Here is a 13,346-nt window from a genome sequence, read left to right on the forward strand (position 1 = left end):
GTCAGGCAATAATCTTAGTAAAGCTTGATGCGACGAGCGTTTTCGCGAGAAAGCTTTTTCATGTGACGCTTAACAGCGGCAGCTTTCTTACGCTTACGAACCCAAGTTGGCTTCTCGAAAAACTCTTTAGAGCGTACATCAGCTAATACGCCAGCTTTTTCACAAGAGCGCTTGAAACGACGTAAAGCTACGTCAAATGGTTCGTTTTCTTTTACTTTAACAACAGGCATTAAATTCTCACCTCGGTCAACTCTGGTTAGTGTCTAACCAATACGATTAAAAATGGTGCGGCATTTTACTCAAAAGCCAGCCCCAATGTAAAGCAATAAGTGTTGTACTGGTGATGATGCTCGGATCCCAGTACAATTCGCCGCGTAGCATATAGGTAAGGGGAGAAAAATGCGAGTACTTGGCATAGAAACATCGTGTGATGAAACCGGCATCGCTGTGTACGACGAAGAGCGGGGTCTGCTAAGTCATGTGTTATACAGCCAGATCCCTTTGCATGCCGATTATGGTGGTGTAGTGCCTGAACTGGCCTCACGTGACCATATCCGTAAAACACTACCTTTAATTCAACAAGCTTTAAAAGAAGCGGGTTGTGAGCCCTCCGACATAGACGGTGTGGCTTACACAGCAGGCCCGGGTTTAGCAGGCGCTTTGTTAGTGGGCGCATCAATAGGCCGCAGTTTGGCTTTTGCCTGGGGCAAACCAGCTTTGGCTGTGCATCATATGGAAGGCCACTTATTGGCGCCTATGCTGGAAGAAAACCCACCGGAGTTTCCTTTTATCGCTTTGTTAGTCTCAGGCGGTCATACCCAGTTAGTTCGGGTAGATGGTATAGGCCAGTATCAGTTATTGGGCGAATCTGTTGATGATGCTGCAGGTGAAGCTTTTGATAAAACAGCTAAATTGATGGGGCTGGAATATCCTGGTGGGCCTTTGCTTGCCAAATTAGCGACCCAAGGTCAGGCCGATAAATATGCCTTTCCACGTCCAATGACAGACAGACCAGGTTTAAATTTCAGCTTCAGTGGTTTGAAAACTGCCGCCGCTAATGTGATTGCAACTGAGGGCAAAAGCCCTGAAGTACAGGCAGATATCGCAGCGTCATTTCAGCAGGCTGTTGTGGATACGTTGGTATTAAAGTGTCGTCGTGCTTTAAAAGAGCAGCGCTTAAAACGTTTAGTGGTCGCAGGGGGCGTCAGTGCCAATACGTCGTTACGTGAACAGCTGGAAGTTTTACTGAAAAGCTTAAAAGGCGAAGTCTATTACCCACGTAAAGAATTCTGCACCGACAACGGCGCTATGATTGCTTTTGCAGGCTTTCAGCGTTTAAGAGCAGGGCAGCAGCAAGATTTAACTATAGGCGTGACTCCACGTTGGCCTATGGAGCAATTGCCAGCACTTTAATTATTCTTGTTCAGGATCTTGAGGTTTGGTTTTGCGGTTTTTATGCCAAACCTTAGTTTCCTGATCATTCCAGAGCCTGATGATATTGTCTTTGTGACGGATAATAATCAAAAGGCTCAGCATGGACACAGGGATGGTATACAAAGGTTTGATAAACCAGGTAAAAATGGGCGCAAGGCCTACTGTGACAATAGCTGCCAACGACGAATAGCCGGTAGCTCCTATCAGCATCATCCAGGTAGAAATCAGTAAACCCGCTAAATCCAGCCCTATCGGCATCATGCTGCCAAAAGCTGTGGCGACCGCTTTACCGCCTTTAAAACCAAAAAAGATAGGGAATATGTGACCTAAACAGGCGCAGACCGCAATCATGCCCAGATAAAAGGCTTCGACACCTAAAAAATAAGAACCCCAGACCGGAATAGTGCCTTTGAGCACGTCAAACACCAGTACCAAAGAGGCTGGGAAAGCGCCACCTAACCGTAATACGTTAGTAGCGCCCGGATTACATGAACCATGAGTACGCGGATCGGGTAGCCTGAATATTTGACTGACCAGAATGGCAGACGAGATTGAGCCGCTTAAATAAGCGAGCAGCATCAAAATCGCTATGGTAAGGGTCATGGATTAAGGTTCCTCAGTCCGGCAAAGTGCGCTAAAATCGCGTCCTGTTTAATAAGGTGTTCAGAGTATAGGCTTTTTTAATTTTTGCCTATCCGACCAGCCTACCTGAAACAAGTCTTTAACAAAAGCGGAAATCTATGACGGATATAGTTTTTATCAAACAGTTCAAGGTTCAGACGGTAATAGGTGTGTATGAATGGGAAAAAGCCATACAACAAACGCTGGAGTTTGATTTGGAGCTCGCTACCGATATCCGCCAGGCCGCCGCGACTGACGATTTGCAATACACTCTCGATTACAGCGCCGTTTGTACTGCCATTGCAGAGCTTTGCCAACACCCTCATGAATTGATTGAAACTGTTGCTGAAAAAGTGGCAGCTATGGTGCTGGATAAATTCCCGACTAAAGCGGTCAAAGTGACTATTGCCAAACCTGCAGCTGTGCCTGCAGCTGCTAGTGTCGGCGTGTCTATATCGCGTGGAAGTTGGTAATGGCGCTGATTTATATCAGTATTGGCAGCAATATAGAGCGTGATTTGCATATCAGCGCTGCTTATCTGGAGCTGACGGCATTATTCGGTGAAATTCGCTGCTCTGCAGTGTATGAAAGCGAAGCTGTGGGTTTTGACGGCGATGCTTTTTATAATCTGGTGGCTGAAGCCAACACAGATTTATCTGTGGCTGAATGTGTTGCTGCTTTTAAGGCGATAGAACAAAAATATGGCCGGCCTGTGAAATCGCCTAAGTTTTGTGGCAAACGACTGGATCTGGATTTACTGACTTACGATCAACTCGTGTGCAAAGATCCTGTTGAATTACCGCGCGATGAAATTACTAAAAACGCCTTTGTGTTATTGCCTTTATCCGAACTGGCACCAGAGCAAACTCATCCGCTGACAGGTCAAAACTATCAGCAGATGTGGCAAGCCTATCAAGAGCCACAAAAGCTGTGGCAAGTGGCTTTTAACTGGCCGGATGCTGCTCCTGCCACTGCTGTTTAGCGGCGCTTATAGCCTCAAGCCGTGCCTTGGCAACTTCCAGTTTAATAGCTTCACCTTTTAAACCCAAAGCCACTATAGCTTTCACATCAATAGCCCGAGCTGCTACTGCAAGCTGACGTAAATAGTCCGCTTGTGGGTAATCAGCCTGTTCAAAGCCAGTACGGCCACGTAAATCGGCTATGGCACAGAGCAGCAATAAATCCAGACGTTCAGGTTTACGCCATAAATCTATACCATCAAAGAGTTTTTGTACTGTGGCAGGGCGAAGCTCAAAGGACTTGTGCAGCAACTGATGATACTCACAGGCCAATAACGCCAAATCACGACAGTCGTTTGGCACCCGAATACGGGCGCATAGTTCCTGCACTAAAGGCAAACCGCTGTGCTCATGCCCATGATGTTTGGGCCATAAAGCAGGGTCAGTAACGCCTTTACCCAGATCATGACAAAGCGCGGCAAAACGCACATCTAATCTGTCAGACAATAAAGCCGCTTGTTTCAGCACTAACATGCAGTGGATGCCGGTGTCTATTTCCGGATGCCACTGCGGTGGATTAGGCACTCCCCACAGCTGATCCAGTTCTGGCATCAATACCTTTAACGCGCCGCAGCTGTGCAGTAACTCAAAATAAGCCTGAGGGTCTTGTTCTGTTAAAGCGCGAGCCGTTTCCTGCCAAACCCGTTCTGCAGTTAAATGCTGCAGCTCACCACTGTTGCTCAGTTCTGTCATTAACTGTAAAGTTTCAGCCGCAACGGTAAAACCTAAATGAAAATAGCGGGCATAAAAACGCGCAACTCTTAATACCCGCAGTGGGTCTTCACTAAAAGCTGGGGATACATGGCGCAGAATTTTTGCCTTGATATCCGCCACACCCCCATAAGGGTCGTGCAGTTGGCCTGCATCATCTTTGGCTATTGCATTGATAGTTAAATCTCGGCGCTGTAAATCCTGCTCTAAGGTGACGTCCTCTGCAAAATAACAGGCAAACCCCGTATAGCCCTGGCCTTGTTTGCGCTCTGTGCGGGCCAAAGCGTATTCCTGTTTGGTTTTTGGATGCAAAAAGACCGGGAAATCTTTGCCCACCGCCTGATAACCCAACCCCAGTAATTGTTCAGGTGTAGCGCCGACCACCAGCCAATCCTGATCTAAAGCCGGATAGCCCAGCAACTCGTCGCGAACAGCTCCGCCTACAAGATAAATTTTCAATGTATTTCTGCTCCACCTACAAGATAAGTTTTCAATGCTTTCATGCAGTCTGTTTTTTTGCCATTATAACGCCTTGCTTACAATTGTCGCCCTAACTCAGCATCAGGAAGCTTATGTACACCGGATTTTTCGGTTTAACCAGTCAGCCTTTTTCTATAGCGCCGAACCCTGACTTTCTATTTTTAAGTCCTCGTCATGCTGAAGCTTTGGCGCATTTGCGTTATGGCTTAGGTGAAGCCGGCGGTTTTGTACTGCTGACCGGCGAAGTGGGTACTGGCAAAACTACAGTATCACGTTGTTTATTGCAGGAACTGACAGATAAAACCGAAGTGGCTTTTATCTTAAATCCAACCTTAAACGAGCTGGAACTGCTGGCTGCTATTTGTGATCAGTTAAAAATCCGCTACAAAAAATCCGACGCCAGCTTAAAAATGCTGACCGACAAAATTACCAACCGTCTGACGAAAAACCATCAGGCCGGTAAAAACACCATTTTGATTATCGACGAAGCTCAGCATTTGCAGCCTGCTGTACTGGAACAGCTGCGCTTGCTCACCAACTTAGAAACCAATACCAAAAAGCTGTTGCAGGTGATTTTAATAGGTCAGCCTGAGTTGCAACAGCTATTGCAGCGCCAGGATTTACGTCAGTTGGCGCAGCGGATCACGGCGCGTTATCACTTAATGCCTTTGACTGAGCAGGAAGTGCAGCAGTACATCAGTTACCGTTTGCAGGTAGCAGGTTGTAGTCGGCCTGTGTTTACATCTTCTGCGGTAAAAAAATTATTTTTATTATCAGGTGGTATTCCGCGCCTACTCAATTTAATCTGCGACCGCGCTATGTTAGGGGGGTATAGTCAGCAAAAGGCATTAATTGATGCTGGCCTGGTCAGTCAGGCAGCTTCTGAAGTGCTGGCGATTAAACCTCAACCAGTAAAAGCGGCATGGCCAGTATGGGTATGGCCGCTTTTAACTGTAGTGGCCTTAGGAGCAGGTGCAGGGCTGTCTGCGTTAATTTGGTAGGAACCCGTCATGTCGTTATTAATGGATGCGTTAAAGCAACAACAGCAAGTGCCGATGGCTGCAGAACAGACTGCATCAGGCCATGGCTGGCGTATTGTTGCTTTAATTTTGTTAGTGGTTTTAGGTTTAGTCTTGGGTTTTTTTGTTGGTCAGTATCAATTCAACAAAAAAGAACCTGCTGCCGTTGTTGAAGCTGTGGCTGCTCCTGTGGTTCAAACAGCACCTGCCATTGCTAATGCGGCTGACATTGCGATGGAACTGCAGCTGGCAGCCGACTTGTTAAAGCCTGCAGAGCCAGTGCAGCTGGAAGAGATACCGGAAGAAGAGCCGCAGTTAGTGGTTTCAGCCAAAAGAGGTGAAAGAGTGCTGGGTCGTTCCATTGATGACGAAAGGGATGACGACTTTGTTGATTTTGAACAAATGCAGGAAGCTGATCTGCAAGATGACTTAACCCCTGTGGATGAACTCTTACCTGCAGCTGAGCTGGAGCAATCTGATGTGTCGGCAGAGTTGCGTGGAAAGTTTGAATCCGCTTTGGCAGCTGCTGATGGCTCACAACTGCGTCAACAACAGATTAATTACCACGATGCCCCTGCTATGGATATTAATCAGTTGGATGATCTATTGCAGCGCCAGTTACCCTCGCTACGTTTTGAAGCCCATGTCTATGCAACAGACGCTAAACAGCGCTGGATCAAAGTGAATGGCAAAGACTTACAGCAAGGTCAGTGGGTAACGGCAGATATTCAGGTGAAAGAGATATTGCCGCAGTATGTGGTTCTGCAGTTTAATCAAACCCAGTTTAGTGTTGAAGCTTTAGCAGACTGGAGTTATCAACGTCGCTAGTGGCGTTGTTACTCCAGCACCGACTGGCGGAAAAAGCGAATGATATCAATGCCAAAATCTTCTGGCATTACAGCACCTTCAATTTCCACATCTGCTTTATTGTTTGCCAAATCGACAATAGATACTTCGATATAACGTTTAAATTTACAGTTGTAAAACACCTTGATCACAGGGCGCAGTGGATCCAGTTCATTGGACTTAATCACTATGCCCAGCTTTTCATTACTCAGTTTGACTAAAGTGCCAACAGGGTGAATGGCTATGGCTTTAATAAACTGGGCCAAAAGCACAGGATCAAAACTTTGGGGGGATTCGCGTTTTAAAATTTTCAGCGCCGAAATACCGGTCTGGCCTTCTTTGTAGCAACGTTGTGCAGTAATAGCGTCGTAGGTATCGACTATCGAAATCATCCGGCCATAGACCGAAATTTGCTGTTCAGCCAAACCATGTGGATAACCTTTGCCATCCAGTCGTTCATGATGCACGGCCGCCACGTCAATACTGATGGGGCTTAAACCTGGGATTCTGTCCAGAATTTCTTTGCTGTACACCACATGGCGGCGCATTTCTCCAAACTCTTCAGCCGTCAGTTTGCCGGGTTTATTCAGTATGCTGTCCGGTACCAGAATTTTGCCTATATCGTGTAATAAGGCACCTGTCGCTAGTTGTTGGATCAGCTCTTCATCAAATTTCATCTGCTTGGCAAAAATGGTCATCAGAATAGACACATTGACCGAGTGTTCCAGCAGGTACGCATCTTTTTCCCGAATACGGCTGATGCAGAGCAAAGCATCCTGATTACGAAATACCGAGTCGATAAAACCTGTGGCACAGTCCTGAAAGGGTTGCAGGTTTAACTCACGCCCTGCCTGAATATCGGCAAAGGCTTTTTTTTGCAGGCCTTTGGCTTGTTGGTACAGCACATTAGCTTGCCCAAGCTCTTGCTCAAAACTAACTTTTTCGCGTGTTCTTCCACTTGAGGCTGCAGGCATGGGTTCTGATGGCGCGGCAGTTTCCACTTTGGGCTGTTCCAAAGTTTTACTTAAATCCACCACCAGTTCCAATACACCTTTTTTCTTCAGTTGTTCTATCACAGCTGCAGTTCTGGCCCAGCCCTGGGTTTTAATTTCAACAGTACCTTTTTGCTTATGCACAGACACCACGTACATGCCTGGCTGTAATTCGGTAATAGACAAAACTTTAAGCTGAGCTGGTGCTGTCATAGACTGACTCTCTATGATTACCTAATTTCGGATAATCACTAATAAGTGTAAATATGAAAAAAATGATACATCATTCTTGGGCAAAAAAAAAGCCCGCAACAAGGCGGGCCTGAGATTTAATTAGCTTTTACTGAAGTTTTAACCCAGGTTGTCGGTCATCGTCATTAACGAAGCATTACCACCGGCAGCTGTTGTATTGATAGTGACGGTTTTTTCTGTCACTAAACGATGCAATAACTGATGATCGGCAGGGCTGGTGACTAAAGCACTGATAGCGCCATCACGGGCCGCGATCCACTGGGCTGATAAAGCTTTCAGTGGGTTAGTGCCTTCAATCACAGCTGTTGCCAGTGTTGGATGAGCTAACACTGCTTTTAAGGCTGGCAGCTTGACCCAATGGAACAAGTTCGCTGGTAAACCCGCCTGCAGTAACAACTTACGGCAAGTATCCATTTCAGCGTGCTGAGCTTCACCTGCAGTACTGACCACAGCATTACCTGAGACCAGAGCCGTGATTAACGCCAGCATCCAGTGTTGGAAGCTGCTGTGCTCGCTACGAATCAGCGCCACTACACCTTTGGCTTCCAGATGTAATTGGTTAGATTCACCCGTAGGCCCTGGCAGAGTAATAGGCTGTGCCAGCTCTTTTTCGATAAACTGCAGCTGTTCGCGGGCAGCGGTGATCACGTCGTTTAAGTCGTGTTCTTGCTCTGATACCAGCTTGTTACCAGCCAGCTGAGCGATAAAACGACGTAACACAGAACCTCTGTTGGTGACGTTTTGATTCAGCCACACCACCTGAGCTACAGCCATTTGCTGCAGTTGAGTATTAAGCTGTGCATCAAAACCGCTGGCAGCTTCTAACTGCTGTTGTACCGCAGCATCTAAAGCCGGAGCCTGTAATTCATGTTCTTTCACCAAGCGGCTTAAGTAGAAAGGGCCACCAGCTTTAGGGCCAGTACCAGATAAACCACGGCCACCAAAAGGCTGAACGCCCACTACAGCACCAATCATATTGCGGTTCACATAGATGTTACCTGCTTTGATTTCGCTGGCGACTTTCATCGTCGTCTGAGCAATACGGCTATGGATACCCATAGTCAGGCCATAGCCTGTAGCGTTGATTTGCTGAATGACTTTATCCAGTTCTTCCGCTTTAAAGCGGATGATATGCACCACAGGGCCAAAAACTTCACGTTCCAGCAGATTCAGGCTGCTGATTTCATATAAACGTGGTGCGAAGAAGTTGTGAGCACCAGCAGATGGTGCATCACAAACATAATGCAAGGTCGCTTTGCCTTCCAGATACTGCACATGCTGGTTTAAGCGCTCTAAGGCTTTTGGATCAATCACAGGACCTAAGTCAGTGCTTAACCAGGCCGGATCGCCCACATGCAACTCTTTCATTGCGCCTTTGATCATGGTGATGATTTTATCGGCCACATCTTCTTGCAGGAACAGCACACGAAGCGCTGAACAGCGTTGGCCTGCGCTTTGGAAACCAGAAGAGATCACATCGTCAACCACTTGCTCAGGCAGAGCTGTGGAGTCGACAATCATACAATTCTGACCACCTGTTTCGGCAATTAGTGGCACTGGCTCACCACCACGTTCGGCCAGTTTACGGGCAATCCAGGCTCCTGTTTCAGTGGAACCGGTAAACATCACAGCCTGAAGGCGTGGATCGGGGACCACATGCTCACCAACCTCACGGCCCGGTGCTATCACCAGTTGCACTACATGGTCAGGAAAACCAGCGGCTTTCATCAGCTCAACGGTGCGTACTGCAATTAAACTGGTTTGTTCTGCAGGCTTAGCCACAACGGTATTACCAGCCACTAAAGCTGCACTCACCTGGCCTAAGAAAATAGCTAAAGGGAAGTTCCATGGGCTGATACAAAGCACGACACCACGGGCTTGAGACGCCTGCAGGTTCTTAGTGGCTTCAGCAGCGTAATAACGGCAGAAGTCCACAGCTTCACGTACTTCAGCCATGCTGTCGCCGACAGTTTTACCTGCTTCTTTAATACATAAAGCCAGTAATTCGTCGCGGTGTAACTCCAGTTGCTCAGCCAATTTGATTAAAAGCGCTGCACGTTCTGTCACTGCAGTGGCAGACCAGGCTGGGAAAGCGGCTTCGGCTAAAGTGACAGCCTGTTGCATTTGTTCTGGTGTGCTGTGGTAGTGGAAACCTATCACTTCGTTGGTATTCGCTGGGTTAGTGACAGCAGAAGCACCTGTCGGCACTTCAATTTGACTGACCGAGGCCAGCCATTTGTCCATGGCCTCACGCATCGCAGTCATCTGATCCACATCAGTAAAATCCTGACCTTTGGAGTTCAGACGGCTGGCACCGTAAAGCTGTGCAGGCAGCGGAATAGAGTTATTCCGTTTTTTGCTCCAGGCACGCACTGTTTCTACCGGATCTTTTAATAAAGATTCTACCGGAATGTTTTCATCCACAATGTTGTTTACGAAGGAGCTGTTAGCACCGTTTTCTAATAAACGACGCACCAAATAAGCCAGCAGGTCAGAGTGTTCACCAACAGGGGCATAAATACGGCAAGGTACTTTGTCATCAGCCACAATTTGATCGTACAGCGCGTCACCCATACCATGTAAACGCTGGAACTCATAACCAGTGCGATCCGGCGCCATTTCTAAAATAGTGGCAACTGTGTAAGCGTTGTGAGTAGCGAACATAGGGTAAATACTGTCGCGGTATTCCAGCATCTTTTTGGCACAAGCCTGATAAGACACATCGGTCGATGGCTTGCGGCTAAATACCGGGAAGTCGCTTAACCCTTCGGTCTGGCTGACTTTGACTTCAGTATCCCAGTACGCGCCTTTGACCAGACGCACCATCATTTTGCGGCCCACTTTCACTGTCAGCTCACGCAGCCATTCAATGACAAACAAACCACGTTTGGAGTAGGCCTGAACTGCTAAACCAAAACCTTCCCAGCCGTTTAATTCAGGATCTGAGAATACAGCTTCGATAATATCCAAAGATAAATCTAAACGGTCGGCTTCTTCAGCATCGACAGTAAAGCTGATGTCATAGGCTTTAGCGGCAATCGCCAGTTGTTTTAAGCGCGGTACTAATTCACTGATCACACGGTCGCGATGGGTAAATTCGTAGCGTGGGTGGATGGCCGATAATTTAACGGATATGCCAGGACTTTTTAATGGGCCACGTTTTTTCGCTGCAGTGCCTATGACTTTAATCGCCATCATGTAGCTGTCGAAATAACGGTTGGCGTCGTCCATAGTGCGGGCGCCTTCACCCAGCATATCGTAGGAATAAGTAAAACCTTTGCTTTCCAGCTCTACCGCACGTTCTACCGCTTTTTCAATGCTGGTGCCCATCACAAACTGGGTGCCCATAATTTGCATCGCATAACGCACTGCCTGACGGATCACTGGCTCGCCCATACGGCCACAGGTGCGTTTTAATAAACCAAACTGAGCTTTTTTCTGATCGTCGCTGTAATTCACCAGCTTGCCAGTCAGCAATAAACCCCAGGCCGAGATATTCACAAATAAAGATTCGCTATTGCCTAAGTGCGAGCTCCAATCCCCGTTGGATAACTTGTCGCGGATCAGCAGGTCGGCCGTATGTTTGTCTGGCACACGCAATAAGGCTTCGGCTAAACACATCAGCACTAAACCTTCTTCGGTCGACAACGAAAACTCGTTCAGCAGGGCGTCTACACCGCCTTTACCGACCTGAGCTTCACGGATATTCACCACCAACTGACGGGCTTTTTCCCAGGCACGGCTGCGCGCTGCAGGGCCAATATCAGCAATAGGCAATAAGTTGTTGAGTACCTGATCTTCATCAGCGCGGTAATGGTCGCGCATGGTTTGACGAATAGCGTGACTAGTGGTCAGTTGGCCTTGGAATAACATAGGGTTTTAATCCAGTGAAGTGAAAAAAATTATGCTGCATTTTAGTGAAAGCGCAGCCCTATTTGGTGGTTTCTTTTTCAAACTAACCTTATATAATTCGGTTTATAAATCACAAAACCAGAAAAAATACTGCCATGACTCAAAGCGCCAAAGGCCGGTTACCTGACCGTATCGACATGACAATTCTAGACACGCTGCAAAAAGATGGGCGTATTTCTAATGTCGAATTAGCAAAAAAGGTCAATTTAAGCCCAAGCCCTTGCATAGACAGGGTTCGCAAGCTGGAGCAGGACGGTTTTATTGAGGGTTATGGCGCCCGTTTAAACGCCAGTAAGCTGGGGTTTGGTACTGCGGCTTTTATTCAGGTGACATTAGACAGAACCACAGGCGCTGTGTTTGATCAGTTTCGTGATGCTGTGGTGAAAATTCCACAAGTAGCGGAATGCCATATGGTAGCCGGTGGTTTTGATTATCTGCTGAAACTACGTTTATCCAGTATGGAGGCGTATCGCGGTGTACTGGGTTTGATTGTGGATTTACCGGGCGTGTTACAGACTCATACTTATGTGGTGATTGAGCAGGTAAAGCAGGATGCGGGTTTGCCGTTAAAGTTTGCTACGGCGCCAGAGGTTAAAACCGACTAATCGCGGCTATTCGGCATGGTATGGCGAGCTCTACATCGGCTAATCACATCCGCGGATCAATTGTAGGGGCGGGTCTTGCACCCCCCCGTCTAAAATGGCAATCAGCTGCCCGTATTATGCTGCGGTATAGCTTCCAGCCTTTCCGCAAGCCAGATTTTAATGATGGACTGACGAGTAACACCTATTCTGTGTGCTTCACGATCTAAAGACTCGAGCATCCAGGCAGGAAAATCTACGTTGACCCGTTTTTGTTTTAGCATTGGTTTTTTTATCTGGGTCAGATCAAGATCCTCTGTTACATCTTGATCTGCTTCAAATTTGGCATCGAATTCATGCGCTTTCATACAGCTCTACCTCGGATTTTCGCGAACGTCTGACGGAAATTACACTTCATGGTCAGGTTTTGAATTTGGGTGATCACTTGTTGCAAAGTTTAGCTCAGAAATGACATTCAAAGCGTTTCGCCGCTGGCGAGATACTTTCTTTTGCTTCGCCAAAAGAAAGTATCCAAAGAAAAGGCGACCCCAGGTCGCAGCGAAAGCCCGGCCCAAAATCGTGCGTCCAAGGCGGCTGGGTAACTCGCTCGTCGCTACCGCTCCTCACTCAGACACTCCCAGCCTTAAAACCTTGGCCACCCAATTTTGTCCGGCTCGCGCCCCAATGGGGATTTGGTGCCAGTAGTTGATATTACTTTTTTGATTGCCGTGCAAAGATCAGAAGAAATAAAGGGGCACATCGCAAGACCTGACCCCAGACTTGGCAGTATATAAGTGCGCATCTATACCAGTGTGAGAAAATCTGTTGATAGTTCAGGGGAGTCCATATAAGGGGCGGGTCTTGCACCCCCCCGTCTAAAATGGCAATCAGCTGCCCGTATTATGCTGCGGTATAGCTTCCAGCCTTTCCGCAAGCCAGATTTTAATGATGGACTGACGAGTAACACCTATTCTGTGTGCTTCACGATCTAAAGACTCGAGCATCCAGGCAGGAAAATCTACGTTGACCCGTTTTTGTTTTAGCATTGGTTTTTTTATCTGGGTCAGATCAAGATCCTCTGTTACATCTTCATCTGCTTCAAATTTGGCATCGAATTCATGCGCTTTCATACAGCTCTACCTCGGATTTTCGCGAACGTCTGACAGATATGATCCTTATCGTTGAACCCCGGTATGTAATTACACCTGACCAGTGTTTGCCATGGAGCATACCGATCACTAAAGATCGTGGTTCGTCGATAGTTTTAGCAGGGATCTCTACAAGGTCTGAATCATTCCACAAGTCTTGTGCTGTGTGAAAATCAATACCATGTTTTTCGAGATTGCTTCTGCTTTTGTCTTGATCAAATTCAAACTCAATCATGAGTAAAAATTAAACCCTTTTTACTCATAATGCAAATTTCGTCCAGGTTAAGGTTTTAATATCGAGCGGATCATTCTTGTAGGCTGTACTCGTTGT

Annotated in this window: 14 protein-coding genes; 6 read left to right on the top strand and 8 right to left on the bottom strand. The window is 47.1% G+C overall.

The window, feature by feature from the left end:
• Positions 1-14 precede the first annotated feature (14 nt).
• A complete protein-coding gene (gene rpsU / locus LSG37_RS05035) occupies positions 15-230 on the bottom strand; it encodes a 30S ribosomal protein S21 (RefSeq protein ID WP_008899776.1) in 216 nt (71 codons plus the stop codon).
• A gap of 169 nt (positions 231-399) precedes the next feature.
• Between rpsU and tsaD the strand changes: the two genes are divergently transcribed.
• Positions 400-1,413, top strand: a complete 1,014-nt coding sequence (gene tsaD, locus LSG37_RS05040) for a tRNA (adenosine(37)-N6)-threonylcarbamoyltransferase complex transferase subunit TsaD (protein WP_233078838.1) — start codon at positions 400-402, stop codon at positions 1,411-1,413.
• Here the strand turns inward: tsaD and plsY are convergent, their stop codons facing one another.
• Positions 1,414-2,037: a glycerol-3-phosphate 1-O-acyltransferase PlsY gene (gene plsY / locus LSG37_RS05045; protein ID WP_233078839.1), complete on the bottom strand. Its 624-nt coding sequence runs from the start codon at positions 2,035-2,037 to the stop codon at positions 1,414-1,416.
• A gap of 137 nt (positions 2,038-2,174) precedes the next feature.
• Here plsY and folB point away from each other — a divergent pair, with 137 nt between their 5' ends.
• Positions 2,175-2,528 (top strand): dihydroneopterin aldolase, encoded by a 354-nt coding sequence (gene folB, locus LSG37_RS05050; RefSeq protein ID WP_233078840.1) that lies wholly within the window; start codon positions 2,175-2,177, stop codon positions 2,526-2,528.
• Positions 2,528-3,037, top strand: a complete 510-nt coding sequence (gene folK, locus LSG37_RS05055) for a 2-amino-4-hydroxy-6-hydroxymethyldihydropteridine diphosphokinase (protein WP_233078841.1) — start codon at positions 2,528-2,530, stop codon at positions 3,035-3,037. Before folB ends, folK begins: the two co-directional genes overlap by 1 nt.
• Here the strand turns inward: folK and LSG37_RS05060 are convergent.
• Positions 3,000-4,244 carry a multifunctional CCA addition/repair protein gene (locus tag LSG37_RS05060; RefSeq protein WP_233078842.1) on the bottom strand — a complete coding sequence of 415 codons (1,245 nt, stop codon included), beginning with the start codon at positions 4,242-4,244 and terminating at the stop codon, positions 3,000-3,002. The two genes, folK and LSG37_RS05060, sit on opposite strands and share 38 nt — an antisense overlap.
• 113 nt (positions 4,245-4,357) lie before the next feature.
• Here LSG37_RS05060 and LSG37_RS05065 point away from each other — a divergent pair, with 113 nt between their 5' ends.
• Positions 4,358-5,266, top strand: a complete 909-nt coding sequence (locus LSG37_RS05065) for an ExeA family protein (RefSeq protein WP_269836470.1) — start codon at positions 4,358-4,360, stop codon at positions 5,264-5,266.
• Positions 5,267-5,275: 9 nt separating this feature from the next.
• The gene (locus tag LSG37_RS05070) at positions 5,276-6,112 is read left to right on the top strand and encodes a general secretion pathway protein GspB (protein ID WP_233078843.1); all 837 of its coding nucleotides are present in this window, start codon (positions 5,276-5,278) and stop codon (positions 6,110-6,112) included.
• An 8-nt stretch (positions 6,113-6,120) separates the two neighbouring features.
• On the opposite strand, the gene LSG37_RS05075 is transcribed toward LSG37_RS05070, so the two are convergent.
• Positions 6,121-7,335, bottom strand: a complete 1,215-nt coding sequence (locus LSG37_RS05075; protein ID WP_233078844.1) for a cyclic di-GMP phosphodiesterase — start codon at positions 7,333-7,335, stop codon at positions 6,121-6,123.
• A 138-nt stretch (positions 7,336-7,473) separates the two neighbouring features.
• Positions 7,474-11,247, bottom strand: coding sequence for a bifunctional proline dehydrogenase/L-glutamate gamma-semialdehyde dehydrogenase PutA (putA, locus tag LSG37_RS05080; RefSeq protein ID WP_233078845.1), 3,774 nt, complete (start codon positions 11,245-11,247; stop codon positions 7,474-7,476).
• A 134-nt stretch (positions 11,248-11,381) separates the two neighbouring features.
• Between putA and LSG37_RS05085 the strand changes: the two genes are divergently transcribed.
• A complete protein-coding gene (locus LSG37_RS05085) occupies positions 11,382-11,891 on the top strand; it encodes an Lrp/AsnC ligand binding domain-containing protein (protein ID WP_233078846.1) in 510 nt (169 codons plus the stop codon).
• A gap of 101 nt (positions 11,892-11,992) precedes the next feature.
• On the opposite strand, the gene brnA (LSG37_RS05090) is transcribed toward LSG37_RS05085, so the two are convergent.
• From brnA (LSG37_RS05090) to LSG37_RS05100, 3 genes are all read right to left on the bottom strand, one after another.
• Positions 11,993-12,235, bottom strand: a complete 243-nt coding sequence (gene brnA / locus LSG37_RS05090; protein ID WP_233078847.1) for a type II toxin-antitoxin system BrnA family antitoxin — start codon at positions 12,233-12,235, stop codon at positions 11,993-11,995.
• Between the two features lie 519 nt (positions 12,236-12,754).
• Positions 12,755-12,997, bottom strand: coding sequence for a type II toxin-antitoxin system BrnA family antitoxin (brnA, locus tag LSG37_RS05095; protein ID WP_233008170.1), 243 nt, complete (start codon positions 12,995-12,997; stop codon positions 12,755-12,757).
• Positions 12,984-13,250, bottom strand: a complete 267-nt coding sequence (locus LSG37_RS05100; RefSeq protein ID WP_233078848.1) for a BrnT family toxin — start codon at positions 13,248-13,250, stop codon at positions 12,984-12,986. Before LSG37_RS05100 ends, brnA (LSG37_RS05095) begins: the two co-directional genes overlap by 14 nt.
• Positions 13,251-13,346 lie beyond the last annotated feature (96 nt).

The sequence above is a fragment of the Rheinheimera soli genome (genome assembly GCF_021290985.1).
In the GTDB taxonomy this organism is placed as follows: domain Bacteria; phylum Pseudomonadota; class Gammaproteobacteria; order Enterobacterales; family Alteromonadaceae; genus Pararheinheimera; species Pararheinheimera soli.

What these genes read in the sequence shown, in the direction of transcription:
- rpsU (WP_008899776.1), bottom strand. Translation starts at nt 230, where the DNA reads ATGCCTGTTGTTAAAGTAAAAGAAAACGAACCATTTGACGTAGCTTTA.
- tsaD (WP_233078838.1), top strand. Translation starts at nt 400, where the DNA reads ATGCGAGTACTTGGCATAGAAACATCGTGTGATGAAACCGGCATCGCT.
- plsY (WP_233078839.1), bottom strand. Translation starts at nt 2,037, where the DNA reads ATGACCCTTACCATAGCGATTTTGATGCTGCTCGCTTATTTAAGCGGC.
- folB (WP_233078840.1), top strand. Translation starts at nt 2,175, where the DNA reads ATGACGGATATAGTTTTTATCAAACAGTTCAAGGTTCAGACGGTAATA.
- folK (WP_233078841.1), top strand. Translation starts at nt 2,528, where the DNA reads ATGGCGCTGATTTATATCAGTATTGGCAGCAATATAGAGCGTGATTTG.
- LSG37_RS05065 (WP_269836470.1), top strand. Translation starts at nt 4,358, where the DNA reads ATGTACACCGGATTTTTCGGTTTAACCAGTCAGCCTTTTTCTATAGCG.
- LSG37_RS05070 (WP_233078843.1), top strand. Translation starts at nt 5,276, where the DNA reads ATGTCGTTATTAATGGATGCGTTAAAGCAACAACAGCAAGTGCCGATG.
- LSG37_RS05075 (WP_233078844.1), bottom strand. Translation starts at nt 7,335, where the DNA reads ATGACAGCACCAGCTCAGCTTAAAGTTTTGTCTATTACCGAATTACAG.
- putA (WP_233078845.1), bottom strand. Translation starts at nt 11,247, where the DNA reads ATGTTATTCCAAGGCCAACTGACCACTAGTCACGCTATTCGTCAAACC.
- LSG37_RS05085 (WP_233078846.1), top strand. Translation starts at nt 11,382, where the DNA reads ATGACTCAAAGCGCCAAAGGCCGGTTACCTGACCGTATCGACATGACA.
- brnA (WP_233078847.1), bottom strand. Translation starts at nt 12,235, where the DNA reads ATGAAAGCGCATGAATTCGATGCCAAATTTGAAGCAGATCAAGATGTA.
- brnA (WP_233008170.1), bottom strand. Translation starts at nt 12,997, where the DNA reads ATGAAAGCGCATGAATTCGATGCCAAATTTGAAGCAGATGAAGATGTA.
- LSG37_RS05100 (WP_233078848.1), bottom strand. Translation starts at nt 13,250, where the DNA reads ATGATTGAGTTTGAATTTGATCAAGACAAAAGCAGAAGCAATCTCGAA.